The 21,421-nt window shown below is 73.4% G+C and carries 18 protein-coding genes and 1 pseudogene; 8 read left to right on the plus strand and 11 right to left on the minus strand.

The features are described from left to right. Both ACWC24_RS17960 and ACWC24_RS17965 read right to left on the minus strand, forming a co-directional pair. Nucleotides 1–1,443 (minus strand): family 2B encapsulin nanocompartment shell protein, encoded by a 1,443-nt coding sequence (locus ACWC24_RS17960; protein ID WP_450663782.1) that lies wholly within the window; start codon nt 1,441–1,443, stop codon nt 1–3. A 251-nt stretch (nt 1,444–1,694) separates the two neighbouring features. Then, entirely contained in the window at nt 1,695–2,702 is a 1,008-nt protein-coding gene (locus ACWC24_RS17965) for a zinc-binding alcohol dehydrogenase family protein (RefSeq protein ID WP_450663836.1), read from the minus strand. Nucleotides 2,703–2,933: 231 nt separating this feature from the next. Between ACWC24_RS17965 and ACWC24_RS17970 the strand changes: the two are divergent. Continuing rightward, nucleotides 2,934–3,732: pseudogene (locus ACWC24_RS17970) on the plus strand (VOC family protein). 55 nt (nt 3,733–3,787) lie between these two features. Further along, a complete protein-coding gene (locus ACWC24_RS17975; protein ID WP_450663783.1) occupies nt 3,788–4,522 on the plus strand; it encodes a ribonuclease H family protein in 735 nt (244 codons plus the stop codon). A gap of 96 nt (nt 4,523–4,618) precedes the next feature. Here ACWC24_RS17975 and melC2 read toward each other — a convergent pair whose 3' ends face one another. Both melC2 and melC1 read right to left on the minus strand, forming a co-directional pair. Then, nucleotides 4,619–5,443, minus strand: coding sequence for a tyrosinase MelC2 (gene melC2 / locus ACWC24_RS17980; RefSeq protein WP_450663784.1), 825 nt, complete (start codon nt 5,441–5,443; stop codon nt 4,619–4,621). Nucleotides 5,444–5,477: 34 nt separating this feature from the next. Beyond that, nucleotides 5,478–5,885: an apotyrosinase chaperone MelC1 gene (melC1, locus tag ACWC24_RS17985; RefSeq protein ID WP_450663785.1), complete on the minus strand. Its 408-nt coding sequence runs from the start codon at nt 5,883–5,885 to the stop codon at nt 5,478–5,480. Nucleotides 5,886–6,232: 347 nt separating this feature from the next. On the opposite strand from melC1, the gene ACWC24_RS17990 reads away from it, so the two are divergent. The 4 genes from ACWC24_RS17990 to ACWC24_RS18005 all read left to right on the plus strand — a co-directional run bounded on the left by ACWC24_RS17990 (nt 6,233) and on the right by ACWC24_RS18005 (nt 10,798). Continuing rightward, the gene (locus ACWC24_RS17990) at nt 6,233–7,474 is read left to right on the plus strand and encodes an FAD-dependent monooxygenase (RefSeq protein ID WP_450663837.1); all 1,242 of its coding nucleotides are present in this window, start codon (nt 6,233–6,235) and stop codon (nt 7,472–7,474) included. 70 nt (nt 7,475–7,544) lie between these two features. Further along, nucleotides 7,545–9,053, plus strand: a complete 1,509-nt coding sequence (locus tag ACWC24_RS17995; protein WP_450663786.1) for an MFS transporter — start codon at nt 7,545–7,547, stop codon at nt 9,051–9,053. Beyond that, nucleotides 9,050–9,697: a TetR/AcrR family transcriptional regulator gene (locus ACWC24_RS18000; protein ID WP_450663787.1), complete on the plus strand. Its 648-nt coding sequence runs from the start codon at nt 9,050–9,052 to the stop codon at nt 9,695–9,697. Before ACWC24_RS17995 ends, ACWC24_RS18000 begins: the two co-directional genes overlap by 4 nt. A 117-nt stretch (nt 9,698–9,814) precedes the next feature. Then, nucleotides 9,815–10,798, plus strand: coding sequence for an aldo/keto reductase (locus ACWC24_RS18005; RefSeq protein WP_450663788.1), 984 nt, complete (start codon nt 9,815–9,817; stop codon nt 10,796–10,798). A gap of 79 nt (nt 10,799–10,877) precedes the next feature. Here ACWC24_RS18005 and ACWC24_RS18010 read toward each other — a convergent pair whose 3' ends face one another. After that, nucleotides 10,878–11,294: a hypothetical protein gene (locus tag ACWC24_RS18010; protein ID WP_450663789.1), complete on the minus strand. Its 417-nt coding sequence runs from the start codon at nt 11,292–11,294 to the stop codon at nt 10,878–10,880. A 138-nt stretch (nt 11,295–11,432) separates the two neighbouring features. On the opposite strand from ACWC24_RS18010, the gene ACWC24_RS18015 reads away from it, so the two are divergent. Further along, nucleotides 11,433–11,948: a DUF6328 family protein gene (locus tag ACWC24_RS18015; protein WP_450663790.1), complete on the plus strand. Its 516-nt coding sequence runs from the start codon at nt 11,433–11,435 to the stop codon at nt 11,946–11,948. Here the strand turns inward: ACWC24_RS18015 and ACWC24_RS18020 are convergent. Then, nucleotides 11,881–12,573 (minus strand): DUF2238 domain-containing protein, encoded by a 693-nt coding sequence (locus tag ACWC24_RS18020; protein WP_450663791.1) that lies wholly within the window; start codon nt 12,571–12,573, stop codon nt 11,881–11,883. The two genes, ACWC24_RS18015 and ACWC24_RS18020, sit on opposite strands and share 68 nt — an antisense overlap. Nucleotides 12,574–12,643: 70 nt before the next feature. Next, a complete protein-coding gene (locus ACWC24_RS18025) occupies nt 12,644–13,675 on the minus strand; it encodes a hypothetical protein (protein WP_450663792.1) in 1,032 nt (343 codons plus the stop codon). A gap of 364 nt (nt 13,676–14,039) precedes the next feature. Here ACWC24_RS18025 and ACWC24_RS18030 point away from each other — a divergent pair, with 364 nt between their 5' ends. Continuing rightward, a complete protein-coding gene (locus tag ACWC24_RS18030) occupies nt 14,040–15,488 on the plus strand; it encodes a serine hydrolase domain-containing protein (RefSeq protein ID WP_450663793.1) in 1,449 nt (482 codons plus the stop codon). Here the strand turns inward: ACWC24_RS18030 and ACWC24_RS18035 are convergent. The 4 genes from ACWC24_RS18035 to ACWC24_RS18050 form a co-directional block, all read right to left on the minus strand. Continuing rightward, entirely contained in the window at nt 15,477–17,081 is a 1,605-nt protein-coding gene (locus ACWC24_RS18035; RefSeq protein ID WP_450663838.1) for a protein kinase domain-containing protein, read from the minus strand. The genes ACWC24_RS18030 and ACWC24_RS18035 overlap by 12 nt on opposite strands. A gap of 367 nt (nt 17,082–17,448) precedes the next feature. Further along, nucleotides 17,449–18,573: a polyprenyl synthetase family protein gene (locus tag ACWC24_RS18040; protein WP_450663794.1), complete on the minus strand. Its 1,125-nt coding sequence runs from the start codon at nt 18,571–18,573 to the stop codon at nt 17,449–17,451. After that, a complete protein-coding gene (locus tag ACWC24_RS18045) occupies nt 18,570–19,718 on the minus strand; it encodes a tetratricopeptide repeat protein (protein ID WP_450663795.1) in 1,149 nt (382 codons plus the stop codon). The genes ACWC24_RS18040 and ACWC24_RS18045 overlap by 4 nt, the downstream gene beginning before the upstream one ends. Before the next feature lie 182 nt (nt 19,719–19,900). Beyond that, entirely contained in the window at nt 19,901–21,313 is a 1,413-nt protein-coding gene (locus tag ACWC24_RS18050) for a CAP domain-containing protein (protein WP_450663796.1), read from the minus strand. Nucleotides 21,314–21,421: the final 108 nt, after the last annotated feature.

Genomic DNA, 21,421 nt, shown 5'->3' on the forward strand with positions numbered 1-21,421 from the left:
TCAGTCGGCGGTCCGGCCGAGCTGCACGTTCTCCAGGACGCCCACCGCGTCGGGCACCAGGATGGCCATCGAGTAGTAGGCGGTGACCAGGTAGCGGATGATCGCGGCGGTGTCGATCCCCATGAACCGCACGTTCAGCCCCGGCTGGAACTCGTCCGGCAGGCCGGTCTGGTACAGGCCGACGACCCCCTGGTCGGACTCCCCGGTGCGCAGCGCCACGATGCTGCTGGTGTGCCGGTCGCTGATCGGGAGCTTGTTGCAGGGATAGATCGGCACACCCCGCCAGGCCGGGATCTCGTGCCCCTCGACGTTCGCGGTACCGGGCACCAGACCGCGTCGGTTGCACTGCCGGAAGAAGGCGGCGATCGCCTTCGGATGGGCCAGGAACAGCTTGGTCCTGCGGCGCATGGACAGCAGCTCGTCCATGTCGTCCGGGGTCGGCGGGCCGGTGAAGGTGCTGATGCGCTGCCCGTAGTCGGCGTTGTGCAGCAGCCCGAACTCCCGGTTGTTGACCAGCTCCCACTCCTGGCGCTCGCGGACCTCCTCGACGGTCAGCCGCAGCTGCTCCTCGGTCTGGTTCATCGGCTGGTTGTAGAGGTCGGCGACCCGGGTGTGGACCTTCAGCACGGTCTGGGTGAGCGACAGTTCGTACTCGCGCGGCGCGAGGTCGTAGTCCACGAAGCCGCCGTCGATCGTCGGCTCGCCGACATGACCGGCCTGGAGCGGGACGCCGGCCTCGCCCTTGCGGTTCATGGGCCGTTCCTGCCGCTCGGCGTAGGCCCGCAGGTGTGCGGCGAGGGAGGGCGCCCGCTCGGTGAGGTCCATGACGACGTCCCAGGGCAGGGTCAGCAGCACCCCTTCCGTCTCCGCCCGTACCGAGGTCAGCCACAGCGGGTCGGGCCGGCCGATGCCCTCGTCCCCGAGCTGGTCGCCGCCGCTGACGACCCCGAGGATCTCCTCCTCGCCGTACTTGCCGGCCGTGTACCGGGTGAACCGGCCGTGGACGACCAGATAGGCCTCCGTCATGGGCTGCCCGGCCTCGTACAGGACCTGGCCGGAGCGCACCCTGCGGACCCGGAAGCGGGAGGCGAGCTCCTCGAGGACCTCCAGGTCGCCGTAACCGCGCAGGGTCGGCAGCTCGGTCAGCGTCTGGGGGACGACCTTGATGTCGTCGGCGCCGTTCTGCTCGAACTGCACCCGCCCCCGGCCGGCCCGCAGCGTCAGCCGTCGGTTCACCCGGTAGGTGCCGCCCTTGACGTCCACCCACGGCAGCGCGCGCAGCAGCCAGCGCGAGCTGATCGCCTGCATCTGCGGCGCCGACTTGGTGGTGGTGGCGAGCCGGCGGGCCGCCTGGGTGCTGAGACTGGTGAGGGGTGCCTCGGCGGAGGGCTCGGGTGCGGGCTCGTCGGTGACGGGACCGGTGGCGCTGTCCGGAGTGGACACATTCTCTCCCGGAAGAGTCGGACAAGGGTGAGCGGACGGGTCGTCGGTGCCCGGGCGGGCCGTGCGCTGGACCAAGCCAAACAGCCGGGACGGCGGAGGGGTACGGCGCAAGAGGGGCGGATTTGCACAGCAGATGGTCAAACATCCCGAATGAGGCGGAAGGAGTGTCTTGTGAGCTTCCGTGCGCCGGAACGGCAGTGTGAGCGGTGAGTTTGGAGAGGCCACAAGGGGCCCGAAGGGGTCAGGAGAGGTCAGGAGAGGTCGTCCACCAGCACCGCGGCCCCGTCGAAGCGTCCCGCCGCGAGGTCCGCCAGGGCCCGGTCCGCCCGCGACAGCGGATAGACGTGCGTGGTCGCGCGCACCCTGTGACGGGCGGCCAGGGCCAGGAACTCCCGGGCGTCCGCACGGGTGTTGGAGGTGACGCTGCGGACCTCCTTCTCGTAGAACAGCTCGCTCTCGTAGTGCAGCGCGGGCACATCGCTCAGATGGATGCCGGCGATCGACAGCACCCCGCCCCGGTCCAGCGCCCGCAGGGCGACCGGGACCAGTTCGCCCGCGGGAGCGAACAGGACGGCGCTGTCCAGAGGTTCGGGCGGCAGGTCGTAGGCGTCCCGGGCCGAGGCCGCCCCCAGCTCCAGCGCAAGCCGGCGCGCGGCGGCCCCCCGCGTCAGCACGTGCACGGTGGCCCCCTCCGCCAGCGCGAGCTGCGCGCACAGATGGGCGCTGCCGCCGAAGCCGTAGAGCCCGAGCCGTCCGCCCGGCGGCAGCGCGGCGCGCCGCAGCGCCCGGTAACCGATGATTCCCGCGCACAGCAGCGGCGCGAGCGCCACGTCGTCGACGTCCGCGGGCAGCCGGTGGGCGAACGCGGCCGGAACGGTGGTGTACGGCGCGTAGCCCCCGTCGGCGTCCCACCCCGTGTACCGCGAGGCCGGGCAGAGGTTCTCGGCGCCGCGCACGCAGTACGCGCAGGTGCCGTCGGTGCGGCGCAGCCAGGCCACGCCCACCCGCTCGCCCGGCGCGAAGCCGCGCACCTCCGCGCCGAGGCCCGCCACCTCGCCGACCACCTCGTGCCCCGGCGTCACCCCGGCCCTGCGTACCGGCAGATCACCCTCGGCGACATGCAGGTCGGTCCGGCACACGCCGCAGGCCCGCACCCGCACCAGCAGTTCGTCGTCCGCCGGAACCGGGACCGGCTTCTCCACCAGCCGCAGCGGCCCGTCCCCGAGCGGCCCCGGGGTGACCACCGACCAGGCCGGCATCGTCGCGTCCGCCATCGCGCGCTCCGTCCTCCGCAGTGTTGCCCGTCTGTGCCCGTCCGTGCCCGCACCCGCCCGCGAGCGCCCACGTCCGCCCGTCTCCGTCCATATCTGTCGATATTCGTCCGTGTTCCTTCCAGTGTGTAACGGAGGGGCGTGTTCGGGCGCGGTGAAACCGGCCGATGGCTAGCGTGAGGAACCGGACGACGCCACCGATCCGAGAGGTCCGCAGCCATGGCCGTACCACCTGAGGGAACCCCGTGTTGGGCCGATGCGATGTTCGGCGACGTGGAGGGCGCCAAGACCTTCTACGGCGACGTCCTCGGCTGGACCTTCGGCGAGTCGACGTCGGAGTACGGCAACTACACCCAGGCCTACGCGAACGGCAGGGCGGTCGCCGCGGTCGTACCTCCCATGCCCGGCCAGGAGGGGCAGTCGCAGTGGTGCCTGTACTTCGCCTCGCCGGACGCCGCCGCCACCGCGGCGCGGATCCGGGAGAACGGCGGTGAGGTGCTGATGGAGCCGATGCGGGTCGGCGAGTTCGGCACCATGTGCCTGGCCCGCGAGCCCGGCGGCGCCGTCTTCGGCGTCTGGCAGGGCGGCCTGCACACGGGCTTCGAGGCGACCGCCGAGCCCGGCGCCTACTGCTGGGCCGAGGTCTTCACCCGTGAGCCCGAGAAGACGGACGCGTTCCTCCCCGCGGTCTTCTCCTACACGGCGAAGCAGTTGCAGGACGACGCGGTCGACTTCCGCATGTTCGACCTCGGCGACCGGACCGTCCTCGGCCGGATGAGGATGACGGACGAAATTCCCGCCCGAGGTGCCCTCGTACATCAACGTCTACTTCACCGTCGCCGACTGCGACGAGGCCGTCGCCAAGGCCGCCGAGCACGGTGCGGTGCTCCGGTTCGGTCCGATGGACAGCCCGTTCGGCCGGTTCGCGGCGCTCAGCGACCCGCAGGGGGCGAACTTCTCGGTGATCGACATCACCAGGACGGCGGGGGAGATGCCGAAGAGCACGGACGTCTCCTGATCCGGCGGGCTTGTGAGCCGGTGCACCGTGACCCGGAGGGGCGGCCGGGCGTGGCATGATCGAGACCATGCTTGAACGTGTGGTGGCCGCGTGCGACGGGGCTTCGAAGGGGAACCCGGGACCGGCGGGCTGGGCGTGGGTCGTCGCCGACGAGGCACAGACCCCGGCCCGCTGGGAAGCCGGGCCGCTGGGCAGGGCGACCAACAACATCGCCGAACTCACGTCCCTGGAGCGCCTGTTGGCGGCGACCGACCCCGGACTCCCGCTGGAGATCCGGATGGACTCGCAGTACGCGATGAAGGCGGTCACCACCTGGCTGCCCGGCTGGAAGCGCAACGGCTGGAAGACGTCCGCGGGCAAGCCGGTCGCCAATCAGGAGCTCGTCGTACGCATCGACGCGCTCCTCGACGGCCGCTCGGTCGAGTTCCGGTACGTACCGGCCCACCAGGTCGACGGCGACCCGCTCAACGACTTTGCCGACCGCGCCGCCAGCCAGGCGGCGATCGTCCAGGAGGCCGCGGGCAGCGCGCTCGGCTCGCCCGAGCCGCCGCCCTCGCCGGACACCCCGCCGTCCGGTGCCTCGCGCCGCCGTCCCTCCTCCGCACGCTCCGCGGGCAAGACCGCCGCGGGCAAGTCCGCCGCGGCGCGCTCCGGCGGCTCCGCGCGGACGATCAAGGCGAAGTTCCCCGGCCGCTGCGTGTGCGGACGTCCGTACGCGGCCGGCGAGCCGATCGCCAAGAACGACCAGGGCTGGGGCCACCCGGAGTGCCGGACCGCCGCAGCCGGCTGAGCACGGGATGTCGATCGGTGCGGGCGGGGTCCGGTGCGTGCACCGGACCCCGCCCGCGTCCGTCGTGGACCGGGTCGGTCGGGTCGGTCGGGTCGGTCAGTCGGTGTCGAAGGTGTAGTGGGCGGTGTGGTCGAGCAGATCGGCCGGGGACGTGTCGTTCCAGGGCTTCATCCGCTCGTCGCGGTCGACGACGTCCGGTGTCCCGGCGGTGGGCAGGTAGCCGGAGGCGGGGTGCCTGCGCTGCCACTGGGCCCACAGCTTGTCGATGTACGCGTGGTGCAGCCAGAACACCGGGTCGTTCGGGGACACCCCGGTCGCCATCTGACCGCCGACCCAGACATGGACCCGGTTGTGCAGATTGACCCCGCGCCAGCCCTCCAGATGGTTGCGGAAGCCGTCCGAGCCGCTGTTCCAGGGCGCCATGTCGTACGTCGCCATCGCCAGCACGGAGTCGACCTCGGCCGGCGTCGGCAGTTCGCGCACCCCGGTGCCGAGTGAGCGCCGCAGATAAGTCCGGCCGTCCACCCGGACGTTGAGCGGCCAGTTCCCGCCGGCCGCCGCGAACGGGCCGTCCATCACGCGGCCGTCCAGGCTGCGTCCGGTGCCGCCGAGGAAGTCCGGCGCCCACAGCGAGGCCCGCGCGGAACGGTCGACGGACCAGTTCCAGTACGGCAGCGCCACCGAGGGGTCCACCGACTGGAGCGCCCGCTCGAACTCCAGCAGGAATCTGCGGTGCCAGGGCAGGAAGGACGGCGAACGGTGGCCGGTGCGCTCGCCGTTGTCGGTGTCGCCGACGATGAAGGCGTTGTGCGTGGTGACGAAGGCGTCGTAGCGGCCGCTGCGCTTGAGTTCGAGGACGGTGGCGACGAAACGCCGCTTCTCGTCGGCGGTCAGGCTCGCCTGGTTCTTGCGGACGGTCATGTGCGGGTGCTCCCGAAGTGCTCGCGCGGAACGGTCAGTTGGCGGGGAAGGGGACGAGCCGGGCGCCCTGGAGCTCGTCGACCGCGGCGCGCGCGGCGGCGCGCGGACCGGCCACCGGGGCGTAGTGGCTGACGACGCTGATCCAGGTCCCGTCGGCGTTGCGCATCACGTGCAGTTCCACGCCGTCGACGAACACCGCGTATCCGTCGCCGTGGCCGCCCCCGTGGTGATGGCCGCCCGCGGCGGCCCGGCCCTGTATGCGACGGCCCTTGTAGACCTCGTCGAAGGGTTCGGGAAGGCCGTGGTCGTGGGCGTCGGCCGCGGCCGGTTTGGCGGTGCTGACGGCCGCGGCCTGCCCGGCGGCGGTGACGGTCGTGGCGCCGGCCGAGGCGGCGAGGGCTGCCGCGGCGGTGAGCGCGCGGCGTCGGCTGAGTTCCGGCATACGGGACCTCCCAGGTGAGTTCGGTTGACGACCCCGTATGCCTATCCGTTCGGTCCAGAGCGGGAGAAATCGCTTCGGGACGGTTGGCTGTGATCAGGACAAGTAGCCACATGTCATGCAAGGTTGAACGAAGATGATCTTGCTGTCTCCGGCGCCCTCCGACCCCCGGAAGGGGGAAATCCTTCCCTCGGCGGGCCGGATTCGGATGATCTTTCGCAGAGGCCTGGCCTGCGTGTGGCCTGGCTCACCCCGCGAGACTGGCGCGATCCGGGTGGCCGGAACCCGGAGGCCCGGGCTGCTACTCTGCGTCGTCAACTGACCGCTTTGGGTAATTCCTAGGGGTGCGTGTGAAGGTCGCCTGTGTCGGAGGCGGGCCCGCCGGCCTGTATCTCTCGATCCTGCTGAAGGGGCAGAACCCGTCCCACGACATCACCGTCTACGAGCGCGACCCCGAGGGCTCCACCTACGGCTGGGGTGTCACGTACTGGCGCGAACTGCTCGACAAGCTCCACGCCCACGACCCCGAGTCGGCGCGCGCCGTCGAGGAGAGCTCCGTCCGCTGGCGCCAGGGCGTAGCCCATGTGCGGGACCTGTCGACCCGCAGGCCCGGCGACGAGGGCCACGGCATCGGCCGCCACCGGCTGCTGGAGATCCTCACCGCCCGCGCCCGCTCGCTCGGGGTGCGACTGGAGTTCGCGCACGAGGTCACCCCCGACCGGTTGCCGGAGGCCGACCTCGTCGTGGCCGGCGACGGGGTGCGCAGCGCCCTGCGCACCGCGCACGCCGGACACTTCGGCACGGAGCTGACGGCGGGCCGCAACACCTACACCTGGCTCGGCACCACCAAGGTCTTCGACTCCTTCACCTTCGCCTTCGTGGAGAGCGTGCACGGCTGGATCTGGTGCTACGGCTATCCCTTCGGCCCCGGCCACAGCACCTGCGTGGTCGAATGCGCCCCGGAGACCTGGACGGGCCTCGGGCTCGACCGGGTGAGCGAGTCCGAGGGGACGGCCCTGCTGGAGAAGCTCTTCGCCCACGTACTGGACGGACATCCGCTGCTCGGCCGCGCCTCGGGCGACGGCGGCGCCCAGTGGCTGACCTTCCGCACCCTCACCAACCGCACCTGGCACCGCGGCAACCTCGTCCTGCTGGGCGACGCCGCCCACACCACCCACTACTCCATCGGCGCCGGCACCACCCTCGCCCTGGAGGACTCCATGGCGCTCGCCGCCGCGCTGCGCGACCACACCGGACTCCCGCAGGCCCTGGCCCGCTACGAGCGCGAACGCCGGGCGGCCCTGCTCTCCGTGCAGAGCGCGGCCCGCTACAGCGCCCAGTGGTACGAGAACCTGACCCGGTACATCGACCTGCCCCCGGAGCGGATGTTCGCCCTGCTCGGCCAGCGCCACTCGCCCCTGCTGCCCTACGTGCCGCCCCAGCTCTACTACCGGATCGACCGCGCGGCGGCGCAGTCGCAGGCGCTGCGACGGCTCAAGCGCTGGCTGGGCCCGAAGGTCGCGCGGAGCGTGCACGCGAGGGTGCTGTCCGGCCGCGAGCAGCCGCAGCGAACCGATGCCGGAGTTGGGTGAATGGCCATTCACCGATAGGGTGAATTGTCATTCACCCTCATGCTTTCCTGTGTCGGCCACTGGAGTGCCCATGGCGTCGTCCGCCCCGATATCCGACCCGTCCGCCCCGGTCGGCGGGCCCCCGGCCGGTGGTTCCGGGAGCCTGCGGGAACGGCTCACCATCCCGGCGCTCGCCTTCGGCGGCACCCTCATGGCCGTCATGCAGACGGTCGTCGTGCCTCTGCTCCCTGACCTGCCCCGGCTCACCGGAGCCGCGCCGGGCACGGTCTCCTGGATGGTCACGGCGACCCTCCTGTCCGGCGCGGTGCTCACCCCGGTGCTCGGCCGGGCGGGTGACATGTACGGCAAACGGGGGGTGCTGCTCGCGGCCCTCGCCCTGATGACCCTCGGCTCCGTGACCTGCGCCCTCACCTCCGACATCCGCGTCCTCATCGCCGCCCGCACCCTCCAGGGCGCCGCGACCGCCGTCGTACCGCTGTCGATCAGCATCCTGCGCGACGAACTGCCCCCGGAGCGCCGGGGCTCGGCGGTGGCGCTGATGAGCTCGACCGTGGGCATCGGCGCGGCCCTGGGCCTGCCGGCCGCGGCCCTGATCGTGCAGTACACCAACTGGCACGTCATGTTCTGGGTGACTTCGGCGCTGGGCGCGTCCGGCGTCGCGCTGATCCGGTGGGCGGTGCCGGAGTCACCGGTCCGTTCGTCCGGCCGGTTCGACGTCGCCGGGGCGCTGGGGCTGGCCGTCGGACTGATCTGCCTGCTGCTGGGCGTGTCCCAGGGCGGCCAGTGGGGCTGGGGCAGCCCGCGGATCACGGGGCTGTTCCTCACCGCGGCCGTCGTCCTCGGCCTGTGGTGGTGGCAGCAGTTGCGCGCCCGGCAGCCGCTGGTGGACCTGCGCCTGGTGACCCGCCCCAAGGTCGGTCTGTCCCACGCGGCCGCCCTGCTGACCGGGTTCGCCTTCTACGCCAACACCCTGGTGACGGCCCAGCTCGTGCAGGCGCCCGAGGCCACGGGTTACGGGCTAGGCCTGTCCATCGTCCAGACCGGTCTCGTCCTGCTGCCGAGCGGCATCATCATGCTGCTGTTCTCGCCGCTCTCGGCCCGTATCTCCGCGGCCCGCGGACCACGCGTCACCCTGGCCCTCGGGACCGCGGTCATCGCGGCCGGCTACGCGGTGCGCATCGCGGACAGCCACCAGCTCTGGATGATCATGGTGGGCGCCGCGGTCGTGGCGACCGGTACGACCCTCGCGTACTCCGCGCTGCCGTCCCTGATCCTGCACGCCGTGCCCGCCGATCAGACCGCCTCCGCCAACGGCGTCAACGTCCTGATGCGCACCATCGGCCAGGCCGTCTCCAGCGCCGCCGTCGCGGCGGTGCTGGTCCGGCACACCAGCCCCGTCGGCGGCGTCCCGGTGCCGACGCTGCACGGCTATCTGATGGCGTTCTCGATCGCCGGCCTGGTCGCCCTGGTGGCGAGCGCGGTGGCGCTGAGCATCCCCGGCGACCGCTCGCCCGACGGGGTCCGGCGGACCCGGGGCAGGACCCGGTCGGTGCGGGACGGGGTGAAGGAGGGAGCATGAGTGCCGTGCGCACCACTCCGTCCGACTCCGCCACTCCGTCCGACTCCGCCACACCGTCCGACTCCGCCCTGCCGTCGGATCCCACGGGTCCTGCCCCCGGCCGCCGGGACGCCGAGGCGACCAAGGCGGCCATCCTGCGCGCCGCCCGGTACCTGCTCGCCCGGCACGCCCACGCCGACATCACGCTCAAGGCGGTCGCCGAGCGTGCCGGAGTGAGCCCGCCGCTGATCCTGAAGTACTTCGGCAACAAGGACGCCCTGTTCGCCCGCGTGATGTCCTTCGAGACCGACGCGGGTGGCCTGCTGGACGCCCCGTTGCGCGAACTCGGCCGCCACATGGTCCGGTACGTCCTGGAGAGCCAGGTCGAGTGGGGCACGGACCCCTTGCTGCGGATCGTCTTCGCGCCCCTGCACGGAGAGCACGGCGAGGTGCTGCGCGCCAACTTCCGCAGCCAGGTCACCGTCCGGCTGGCCGCCCGCCTGGACGGCCCCGACGCGGGGCTGCGCGCCGAACTCGCGCTGGCCGCCCTGCTCGGTCTGGGCGTGATGTTCGGCATCGCCCGAGGCGCCGAACTCCGGGCGGCCGGGCTCGACGAACTCGTCGACCGCTACGCCCCGGCCGTACAGGCCCAGCTGACGCCCTGACGCCCCTTCACACCCGTGTTCATTCCCGGGCTCGTACTCGTGCGAGTGGAGGAAGCGCAGGCCGGGGTCGGAGGCGCCCGTTCCGCGCCGGGGTGCGACGGATGACAGACTGACGGCATGGACGAGCGCGAATTCGGAAGGTCGGGCCGGCACGCATCCGTCGTCGGCCTCGGCACATGGCAGCTGGGCGCCGACTGGGGCGACGTGGACGACAAGGAAGCCCTCGCGGTACTGGAGGCGGCGGCCGAGTCGGGAGTGACCTTCTTCGACACCGCCGACGTGTACGGCGACGGGCGCAGCGAGCAGACCGTCGCCGCCTTCCTCAGCGGCCGGCCGGACCTGCACGTGGAGGTCGCCACCAAGATGGGCCGCCGGGTCGACCAGATCCCCGAGAACTACGTCCTGGACAACTTCCGGGCCTGGAACGACCGTTCCCGGCGCAACCTCGGCGTCGACCGCATCGACCTGGTGCAGCTCCACTGTCCGCCGACGCCCGTCTACTCCTCCGACGAGGTCTTCGACGCCCTCGACACCCTGGTCGAGGAGGAGCGCATCGCCTCGTACGGGGTCAGCGTGGAGACCTGCGCGGAGGCACTGACCGCGATCGCCCGGCCGAACGTGGCGAGCGTGCAGATCATCCTCAACCCGTTCCGCATGAAGCCACTGCGCGAGGTGCTCCCGGCCGCCCGCGCGGCAGGCGTCGGCATCATCGCCCGGGTACCGCTCGCCTCCGGCCTGCTGTCGGGCAAGTACACCAAGGACACGGTCTTCGCCGCGAACGACCACCGCACCTACAACCGGCACGGCGAGGCCTTCGACCAGGGCGAGACCTTCTCCGGCGTCGACTTCACGACCGGTGTCGAGGCGGCCGCGGAGTTCGCGGCCCTCGCCCCCGAGGGCTACACCCCGGCCCAGCTGGCGCTGCGCTGGATCGTCCAGCAGCCCGGTGTGACCACCGTGATCCCCGGTGCCCGCTCGCCCGAGCAGGCGCGCGCCAACGCGACCGCGGCCAAGCTGCCCGAGCTGTCCGAGGCGACGCTCACCGCGATCACCGAGCTCTACGACCGCCGGATCAAGGACCAGGTGGAAGGCCGCTGGTAGTCCCCGCGGACCGCTGATCCGGCGAACCGGGCGCGGGACGGCCGATGTCCCGCCCGCCCCGCGCCCGGTTCGCCGCGGCTCAGATCCGTCCGCCGGTCAGCCGGGTCAGCGGTCCCTGGGCCCGCCGCTGCGAGCGGCGTCCCGCCAGATAGGAGACGGTGGTCAGCGCGGTCAGTCCGGCGCCCACCCCGGCCGCGGTGAGCTTGCGGCCGGCGACGGCCGTCCAGGCCGTCCGGGTGGTGGCCGCGACCTGCCCGGCGGAGACGACTATCGCCTGGCGCCCGGCCTCGACCCCCTTCGCCGCCGACTGGGCCAGTCCGCTCGTCGCGTCGGCCGCACGGCTCGCGGCGCTCTTGGCCGCCGCCGTGGCGTCGTCCGTCCGCGCGGCCATCGCCTTCGCGGTGCGCGCGGCCGGGGCCGTCAGCCGCTCGGCGGTCTGCCGCCCCTGCGCCGCGGCTGCCGCGTGCGCGTTCACGTCCTTGCTGGATTCACTCATGAAATCCGCCTTGCCGCTCGCTCCGGACGCAAACGCACCGGGTTCCGGCCGGGCGCCGCACCGTCACCGCCGTGCGGGGATGGGTACCCGGGGGAACACGGAGCAGGACGGCACCGGCGGCCGGAGCAGGGAGGCATCATGTCGGACGGCGTGGACGGCGTGGACCGGGCGGGCGGGGCGGACCGGCGCAGCGGGCGGGACGAGAGCGAGGAGGAACGGGCGGACCGGATGTGGCAGGACCTGATCCAGGAGGTCCGGGTGGCCCAGACCGGCGTGCAGATCCTGTTCGGCTTCCTGCTCACCGTCGTCTTCACCCCGAAGTACGCCCAGCTCGCCCACACCGACCAGGTCATCTATGTCGTGACCGTCGTCCTGGGCGCCGCCGCGACGGGTGCCCTGATCGGTCCGGTGTCCCTGCACCGGGTCGTGTCCGGCCGCCGGGTCAAGCCCCGGGCGGTGCGGCTGGCCGCCCGGATGACGTTCGTCGGACTCCTGCTGCTGCTCGCCACCATGACCTCTTCGCTGCTGCTGATCCTGCGGGTGGCGACCCACGCGGGCTACGTGCCCTATCTGGTCGCGGTCGTGGTCAGCTGGTACGCGCTGTGCTGGTACGTGCTGCCGCTGTGGGCGCGTCGCCGGCACACGGACCGCTGAGCCGCAGCGCGGCCAGCTGCCGGTCGTGCACGCGCCCCAGCAGGAGCACCGAGACCGTGGCGCCGATCAGCGCGCAGAACATGTCCCACTGCGTGTCCCAGACATCGCCCTGGGTGGCCAGGAAGGCGTCCGCCGAATGCCCTCCGATCACCGCCGCCGCCCACTCGAACATTTCGAACAGGGCGCTGAAGGCGAGACAGGCGCACACGGTCAGCGGGGCCAGCCAGCGACTGCCCCGCAGCGGCGAGGTGCGGACGAGCAGCTCCCGCACCAGCACGGCCGGGACGAAGCCCTGCATCAGATGGCCGAACCGGTCGTAGGGGTTGCGGTCCAGTGCGAAGGTGTCCCGCACCCAGTCGCCGAGCGGCACCTGCGCGTAGGTGTAGTGGCCGCCGAGCGCGAGCACCAGCGAGTGCGCCGCCAGCAGACCGCACAGCAGACCGGTCAACGGGAACCGGCGCCAGGTCAGCACGACCAGCGGCAGGCCGACGAACACCCACACCGTCTCCAGGAACCAGGTGGTCCGGTCGCGCGGCTGCCAGCCGGACACGGCGAGACCGGCCACCGCCACGGCGGCGAACAGGACGGGCGGGACACGGCGGGGGAGGGGACGAGCAGCGGGCATCAGCGGGCTCCTTGTCGGCGAGGGCCCCATCGTCGTGCCACCGGGCGGGCGGCGGCATGAGTACGACTACTCAGCTCTCCGGCTGCCGCTCGCGCGAGCCGCGCAGCGCGGTGATGGCCGTGCCGATCGCCGCCTGGAGCTCTTCGAGCCGCTGCACCATGTCGTCCTCGTAGAACTCCTCCGCGTCGTCGAAGGTCAGCTCCTCGAAGACCTTCGTGGCCTTCGAGAGGCTGCTGTAGAACTTCGTCCGCCGTTCCTGGACCCGCAGTCCGGCGTCCGCCTCCACCGCCTCGACGACGAGGGACTTCATGGTGTCGTAGGCGTCGGTGGCCCATTCGACGGTGTCCTCGTCGTCCTCCAGTTCGTCCAGCAGCGACAGGTGCCGCTCGGCCTCCTGGCGCAGCGGGAGGGGTGCGTCGACGGTCTGTCCTGCGGGCGTCCTGATCTGTCCGGACTCCGCGATCTGGCGCACGTACCCGATGCGGTCGGCGGACCGGCTCTCGGAGGCCACCGCCTTCTTGAGACCGTCGGTGCGTACGACGTCGCGCGCCCACTCGGTCTGGAGCTCGGGGTCCTCCCGGACGCGGTCGAGCAGCGCCTGCCGGGCGGCCCGCGCGGTGGAGGGGTCGGCGAGGATCGCGGCGCGCAGGGCGGTCGGGTTCTCGGCCACCTCCAGCGCCTTCGTCGGACGGATGCCCTCGGCCTCGGCGGCCTCGGCGATGGCGGTGCCGCGCTCGGACGTGGCGCTGGAGCGGGAGACGTAGTAGCCCGTCCACAGGTCGGCGTCCGGCAGCTCGACCCGCTGACCCGGAGCCAGCGCCTCGAAGTGCGGGACGACACCGTCGTCGGCGGCCCGGTCCCAGGCCTTGTAGTAGCGCATGACCCGCTCGGCGGAGCACTCCGCGAGCCCGGCGAACTCCTTCGCCGACACCTTGGCCGTCTCGTCCGCGCCCTGCCCGCCGGGCCGTACGCTGCGCGCCACCATCAGGCCGAAGGCCCAGCCGCCGGTCCGCGCGTACACGCCGAACTCGCGCGCGTCGCGCGCCACCAGGTCGGACAGGGGCGCGGGAGAGGTCTCGGGCGGGACGATCGCTACGGTCACGGGTGGCTCTCCTGATCGGTGGCGGCACGGTTGTCGGTCTGCACAGGTGCAGACCGACCAGCCTATATGGACCCATTGGCGATGATTTCCCGTGTCCGGACAGGGTGGCGGAGCGTATCCGTCGGGTCCGGGTGCGCCCGCCGGGCCCCCGAGCGCCGGGCGAAACCGCCGGACGCGCTGCGGGCGGCCGGACCGGACTGGCGCGCTCCGAGCGGGAAACCTCGTATTTTGGGTGGAAAGCAATCGCCCCCGGGCGGGAAACGTCGCCTTCCGGGTGGGAAGCGTGGTCCCCCGGGCGGAGAACATCGTCCTCCGGACGAGAGACTCCGCCGGACGCGGCCGCGCCCCGGGGGAGGATGCCGGTATGAGCGAGCGAGCCCTGCCCACCAGCACCCCCGCCGCCGAGGGCGTCGACGCGTCCGGCGTCCACGCCTTCCTCGACGCCCTGCGCGACGCACCGGACATCGAGCCGCACAGCCTGATGATCGTCAGACACGGCAGGCTGGTCGCCTCCGGCTGGTGGGCGCCGTACACACCCGAGCGCCCCCACCTGCTGTACTCGCTCAGCAAGAGCTTCACCGCGACGGCCGCCGGGTTCGCCCTCGCCGAGGGGCTGATCGACCTCGACGACCCGGTGATCTCGTACTTCCCGGAGTTCGAGGCCGACATCACCGACGCCCGCAGCCGCGCGATGAGGGTCCGGCATGTGGCGTCCATGTCCAGTGGACACCTCGCCGAGACCGTCCACGACTCCCTCGCCCTCGACGCCGCGGAGCCCGTACGGGGATTTCTGCTGCTGCCACCGGAACGCGACCCGGGCACGGTCTTCGCCTACAACCAGCCCACCACGTACACGCTGGCCGCGATCGTCCAGCGGGTGACCGGGCAGCCCCTCACCGAGTACCTGCGGCCCCGGCTGCTGGACCCGCTCGGCATCGGCGCCGTGTCGTGGCTGCGGGACCGGGCCGGGCGCGAGCTCGGCTACAGCGGACTGCACGCCACCACCGACACCGTCGCCCGGCTGGGCCAGCTCTATCTGCGCGGCGGGGTCTGGGCGGGCGAGCGGCTGCTGTCGCGGGAGTGGGTCCGGCTGGCCACCCGCGAGCACATCCCCACCTCGGGTGCCATGGGCGCGGCGGACCGGCAGGACTGGGACCGCGGCTACGGGTTCCAGTTCTGGCGGTCCCGGCACGGCTACCGCGGCGACGGGGCGTACGGCCAGTTCTGCCTGGTGCTGCCCGAGTACGAGGCCGTGGTCGCGACGACCGCCGCGACCGTGCAGATGCAGACCCTGCTGAACCTGGTCTGGCGGCACCTGCTGCCCGCCTTCGGTCCCGCGCCCCTGCCCGGCCGGGCGCGCGCGGACGCGGACCTCGCCCAGCGGCTGGCGGCGCTCGCGCTGCCGCCGGCCGCGGGCCTCGGCGCACCTCCCGCGCGGGCCGAGGACTGGGCCGGTGCCGAGTTCACCCCGGCCGGTGGTGTCCGCGCCGCCCGGCCGGGCCCGACCTCGGTCGCCGTCGCGGCGGACCCGGACGGCTGGACGCTGACCCTCATCGAGGACGGTGAACCCCATCGGCTCCGCCTCGGGACGGACGGCTGGAACGTCACGGAGGAACCGCTCCCCACCGCGGTCAGCGGCGGCTGGACCGGCCCGCGCACCCTCGAGGCACACGTGGTGTTCCTGGAGACACCGCACCGGCTGGTGGTGACCTGTTCGCTCGACGACCGGACCTTCACGGCCCGCTGGCCCACCGAACCACTGCACGGCGGGCGGCTGCGCTCCCTGCGCGCGCCGCGCGGTTCATCGCTGTGAACCCGGCCGGAACGTCCGCAGCACGACGTCCAGCACCTGCCGGTTCGCGGCGCTGTCCCAGTCGGCGGCGGGCGTCGTCCAGCGCAGCGAGAAGCTGCGGTCCCCGCCGAGCAGGAAGCCGCGGCCGAAGGTGCGCACCCGGGTGCCGTCCACGTCGGCGAGCCACTCCATGTCGGCGGCCTTGTACCCCTGGTACGTCGTGGCGCGGATCTGCCCGATCCGCCGGAACCCCGCGTCCTGCGCGAGGTTGGGCTGAACGTCGTCGCGCCACACGGCGACCGGGTCCGGGCCCGCGTTCTCGCTGTACGTCACCGCGAGCGTGCGCGGATCGCCCGCCGCGCCGAACGTGACGCGGTAGGCCTGACCGGCCGCGCGCTCGGTGCGCAGCGGCTGCCAGCCGTCGGGGAGGGCGACGGTGAAGCCCTCCGGCGCGGAGTAGACGCGGAAACCGGCCGGCAGCGCGGTGGCGGAGACCGAGGACGACGGTGTGGGCGTCGTCGGTGTGCCGCCGGGTCTTTCACCGTCCGGCGCGCCGGCCGTGGCGGACGCCGCCGAGGACGCCGAGGGGCGGGACCGGGAGCCGGTCGCGGCGTCGCTGCCGGACGGCCCTCCGGTGGTGGCCAGCACGGCGACCGCGACGGTGACGACGGCCAGGCCGGTACCCACGGCCATGGCCCGGCCGCTCCACTCCGGACCGGCGTGCCGGACGGCGGCGTACGCGCCCCGCAGCCGGGGCGCGGGTTCGGCGGGCTGCTCCGCGTCGGGGTCCGCGGTGAGGACGCGTTCCAGGATCCCGCGCAGCTGCCCGCGGCTCAGCCGTTCCCGGGAGTCCTTGCGCAGCAGCCCCTGCACGGCCTGGGTCAGCGGTCCGCTGCGCACCGGGGCGCGCAGCGGCAGCCGGTCCACGCTCCGCAGGGTGGCCTCGGGCCGCTCCCGTTCCCGGAACGGCGGACGCCCCTCGAGCATCGCGTAGAGGATCGCGCCCAGCGCCCACAGATCGGCCGCGGGGCCGATGCGTTCGTCACGTGCCTGCTCGGGGGAGGCGTACGACGGCGCCGTGACCCGGGGGGCGAGCGTCGCGCCCGCCAGTCCGAAGCCGGTGACCATGATCGGCCCCCGGTCCGGGACGTGGACCTGGCCCGGACTGAGCTCGCCGTGTGTGATTCCCTGACCGTGCGCGGCCTCCAGCACGTCCAGGAGTTCCAGCCCGATCCGGGCCGCCCGCACATGGTCGAAGGAGCCCTGCCGGGCGAGGAGTTCGCTGAGCGGGGTGCCGTCGACCCACTCCGTGACGGTCCACAGGGCGCCCCGGTCCTCGACGGCGTCGACCACCGGCACGACCCGTCCGGGGCACAGCCGCACCAGCGTCTCCGACATGCGCATGATGCGGCCCGTCGTCCGGCGGACGTTCTCCTCGCCCGCGGGCCCCCCGCCGCCCGGGAACCCGATCTGCGTGAGCAGGCAAGGGCGCAGGGCTTCCAGGTCCTCGCCGTACCAGCAGATCCGGTTCGTTTCGCGGGAGACGACATCGAGCAGCCGGTACCGCCCGGCCACCGACTCCTGTGTGAAGACATGCGCCTCGGCCATCGTCATCCTTCGCTGCAACCCGCGTAGTTCACCTTTCCCATGGGTACGGGAGCCGTGACGGGGTGTGTTCAATCGGATGCGACTTCTCGGGAATTCCTGTCCTTCGTTCAAAAATGGTCCGGTCCAATGGTGCTGAAAATGCGTCAGGCGGCCGGAGTGCGGCACGCCCGCCGCTCCCACCTCGGGCGGGGTCCCACGGTGCCGTGCCGCGATCGGACGCCGTGAATTCATCCACGCGTAACCCGGACAGCGATTACTGGTGTGTCCACCTGGCGGTAACCAGCGGTAAGAGATGCCCGATACGAAAAGTGCCGCGCCGGATTTTCTGTGCCGCGCCGCACCCCGCCCGGTGGGCGACGAGGACAGCCCGGAGTCAGAGCTCGCGGTCCACCAGGAACCCCAGCAGGGACCGCAGACCGGCGACGGCCGGCTCGCGCAGCTCCGCGCCGCCGAGCGCCCTCTCCACGGCGGCGACGCACCGCCCGGCCTCGGCCAGCGCCGCCCCGCGACCGCCGGCCCGCTCGACCAGCTCCGCCGCCTCCTCCGCGTCCCCGTCCGCCGCCAGCAGCGCCGCGAGGCGACGGGCGGCCGGAGCGGGGGCGTCGAGGGCGAGCAGCACGGGCAGCGTCTTCTTCCGCTCGCGCAGATCGCCGTGCACGGGCTTGCCGGTGACGGCCGGATCGCCCCAGATGCCCAGCACGTCGTCGATGATCTGGAAGGCGACTCCCAGTTGCCGGCCCGCCCGGTCGAGCGCGGCCGCCGTCGACGGCGGCGCGCCGCCGAGCCGGGCGCCCAGGGCGGCGGCGCAGCCCAGCAGGGCTCCCGTCTTGGCCTCGGCCATCGCCCGGTACTCGGCGGGCCGCACGCCGTGCCGACCGGTCCACGGACGTTCGGCGAACAGCAGGTCGTCCGCCTGCCCGCGCACCACGTCGCGCAGCGCCGCGGCGAGCGGACCGACGGCACCCGGCCCGCCGGGCGCGGCGGCGAGCGTCTCCACGGCCAGCGCGAACAGCGCGTCCCCCGCGAGCACCGCGGGACCCGTGCCGTACGCCTTCCACACGGTGGGGCGGCGGCGTCTGGTCGCGTCGGCGTCCATGATGTCGTCGTGCACCAGGGAGAAGGCGTGCACGAGTTCCACGGCGACCGCGGCGGGGACGCCGGTCCCGGCCGGCGCGCCGGCTGCCTCCGCGCCCAGCACGGCCAGCGCCTGCCGCACCCCCTTGCCGCCGGAGCCCGCGGCCGGCGCACCACCGACCTCGCACCAGCCGAAGGAGTACGCGGCCATCTCCCCGAGCCAGGGATGCAGCCGGCCCACGGCCTCCCGCAGCGCCGGATCCACCAAGGCGCGGCAGCGGTCGAGGACATGGGAGGCGGGGGAGGCGTGGGGAGCGGCGGGGGCGTGAGCGCGGGCACCGGCGGCGGTCCGGGGGGAGGCGGGCGGCGCCGCGGGGAGGGCTTCGGAGAGGAACGAGGGGAGGGCCTCGGGCAGCGTCGTCATCGCGCGGTCCCCTCGTCGGTGCTGGTGCTGGTGCTGGTGCTGGTGCTGGTGCTGGAGCCGGTGCCGGTGCCGGTGCCGGTGCCTGCTTCCGGGCCGGGGCCGGTGCCCGCGCGGGGGGCCGGGTCGACGCCCAGCTCCTCCTGCGCCCGGGTCACCATCTGCCGGGCGTGCCGCAGTCCGATCCGCTCCAGGGTCCGGGCCAGCTCGGCCAGTTCGGCCGCGGTCTCCGCGTGGTCGCGGCCCAGCCGGGCCAGGGACTTGGCCAGACCGAGCCGGGCCAGCGCCTCGCCGCGCGGTTCGCCCATGGCGCGGAACTCGTCGAGCGCCAGCTCGTAACGCTCCCGGGCCTCCGTCCAACGCCCGGCGCGATAGAGGACGTTGCCCTGCATCTTGTGGTTGTAGGCGAGCGCGCTCGACAGGTTCATGGCCCGGCAGGTCGTCTCCGCCTCGGCCAGCAGGGCCAGTGCCCGCCCGGTGTCGCCGTCGCGGACCGAGACGACGTCGGCGAGCCCGCGCAGCGCCCAGGCGTGCCCGCGCCGGTCCTCCGCGCGCTCCGCTATCTCCGCCGCCTCCTCGAACAGGGCGTACGCGGTGTCGTGGGCGCCCGAGTTGCGGTGCATCTGGGCGATGCCCTCCAGGGCCCAGACCGTGTGCCGGGCCTCGCCGCGCCGACGGGCCTCGGCGAGGAGCTGTTCGTGCAGCCGCCCCACCGCCTCGTAGTCGCCCTGGATGCGGCCGGTCTCGGCCAGGCCCGCCAGCGAGTAGCCGCGGGCCACGACGTCGCCGCCGCGCTCACCGAGTTCGGCCGCGAGTCCCAGCAGACGCCGGGCCAGGGGGAACGCGCCGCGCTGGCGGGCCAGGGTGCCGCCGCTCCACAGCGCCCAGGCCATCGCCGCGACGTCGCCCGCGTCCCGGGCCGCGCGGTAACTCGCCTTCCAGGCCAGGTCCGCCTCGCGCACCTGCCCCAGTCGTCGGTGCGCCTCCGCCACCGCCAGGCCCGAACGCGCGGCCTCGGCGCGCTGCCCGGACCGTTCGGCGGCCCGGAGCTGTTCGCTGCCCGCGGCCAGCACGTCGACCAGGGAGGAGTTCACGGAGAGGGTGGTGAGGGCGCCCTGGTACTCGGGGGCGTGTGCTTTGCCGTACATCGATGCCTTTCCACGGAGTCGGTCGCTGTCCGGAGCGCACGCGGCACCGCGTCTATACATTGCGCGTATACATGTCGTGTATACATGGTGCGTATAGTGCGCCGGAAATCAGCCCCGGTCCTGGCGGCCGGGGCGTCGTCTGCTGTGGATCAAGACGTCGGATCGGGCGGGGAGGTTGCCTCTCAGGCGCCGAAGAGCTGGGTCCAGTACGTTCCCGCAGGTCCGCCGCCCGCGAAACCGACCCCGATATGGGTGAAGTCGGGTTTGAGGATGTTGGCCCGATGCCCCGGACTGTTCATCCAGCCCTCGACCACCTCGGCGGGGGAGCGCTGCCCGCAGGCGATGTTCTCGCCGATCGAGCGCCGCGTGGAGCCCGCCGCGGCGGCGCGGTCCCACGGCTGGCTCCCCTCGGGCGAGGTGTGGGAGTAGAAGGCGCGCGCCACCATGTCCGCGCTGTGGGCCCGCGCGGCGGTCGCCAGTCGCGGATCGGCGGACAGCGGCCGCAGTCCCGCGCGGGCGCGCTCGGTGTTGGTGCGCGCGACGACCTCGGCCTCGGTGCGGGCCAGTCCGTCGGCGGTGAGCGGTGCCGCCCACAGGGCGGTCCAGTAGGTGTCGCCGCCGGCCGGGACCCGGGCCAGACCCGCGTGGGTGAACACCGGGTCCTCCAGGGTGCGCCGGGGCTGGTCGGATTCCAGGCAGTAGGCGACGAACTCGGCAGGGGTGCGCGGTCCGGACACCAGATGCTCGCCGACGGTGAGATACGCGTATCCGGTGGCGGTGACGCGCTGGTGGACGGAGACGCCGTCCCGTCCCTCGGTGCCGAGGCGGCGGGCCGCGGCCATGGCCGCCGCGTGCTCGCGCGCCGCGCCGACCAGCCGGGCGTCGAGGGTGACGGGCGGGGAGCCGGCCCGGGCGCGGGCGGAGTTGACCAGGTCCAGGAAGCCGTCGGGATCGGGGGCGGGCACGGATCCCGGCCCGTGCCCCGGCGCGGGGCCGCCCGCCGGGTCGGGAGCACGGCCGGGCGTGGACCGGACCGCGGACGCCGTCGGGCGGGCCGGAGGCGGTGCCGGACGGCCCGCCGGTGACGCGGGGACCGCAGCGGACGGCCCGGGCGGCTCGTCGGTGACGTCCACGCCGAAGTCCCGGGCCAGGCCCGCCAGCCCGTCCGCGTACCCCTGTCCGACGGCGCGCAGTTTCCAGCCGGTGCCGCGCCGGTATATCTCCGCGAGCAGCAGGACCGTCTCCTGCCGGGGACGCGGCGGCGTGAACCGGGCGAGCGGGCGGCCCTGCCGGTCCGTGACGTACAGGGTGGGAGCGGGCAGCCGGTCCAGGGAGGTGCCGGGGTCGGCGGGGCTGACCACCACGGTGACCCGGGTGGCTCCGGCGCGCAGCGCGGCCGGGTCGATCCGCAGGGTGTCACCGCCGAGCCGGGCTCCCGGGGCGGACGGCTGGTTGTAGAAGACGAAGTCGCCGTCGCCCCGGACCCGGCCGCTGTCGTCGGTGACGAGCGCGGACACGTCGAACGGGCCGGGCACCCGGACGGTCAGCGCGCCGTCCGGGAGGGGCACATTGCCGCCGGGGACCAACTCGCTCATCCTGCCGCCCTGGTGTCGTGGTGCAGGGCCCCGCCGGACGTGCCGGGGCCCTCCATCCGACAACGCGCCCCGCGATGCGGAGGTTCCTGGCCCGGCGCACGGTGCCCG

The sequence above is a fragment of the Streptomyces sp. NPDC001443 genome, from assembly GCF_053597355.1.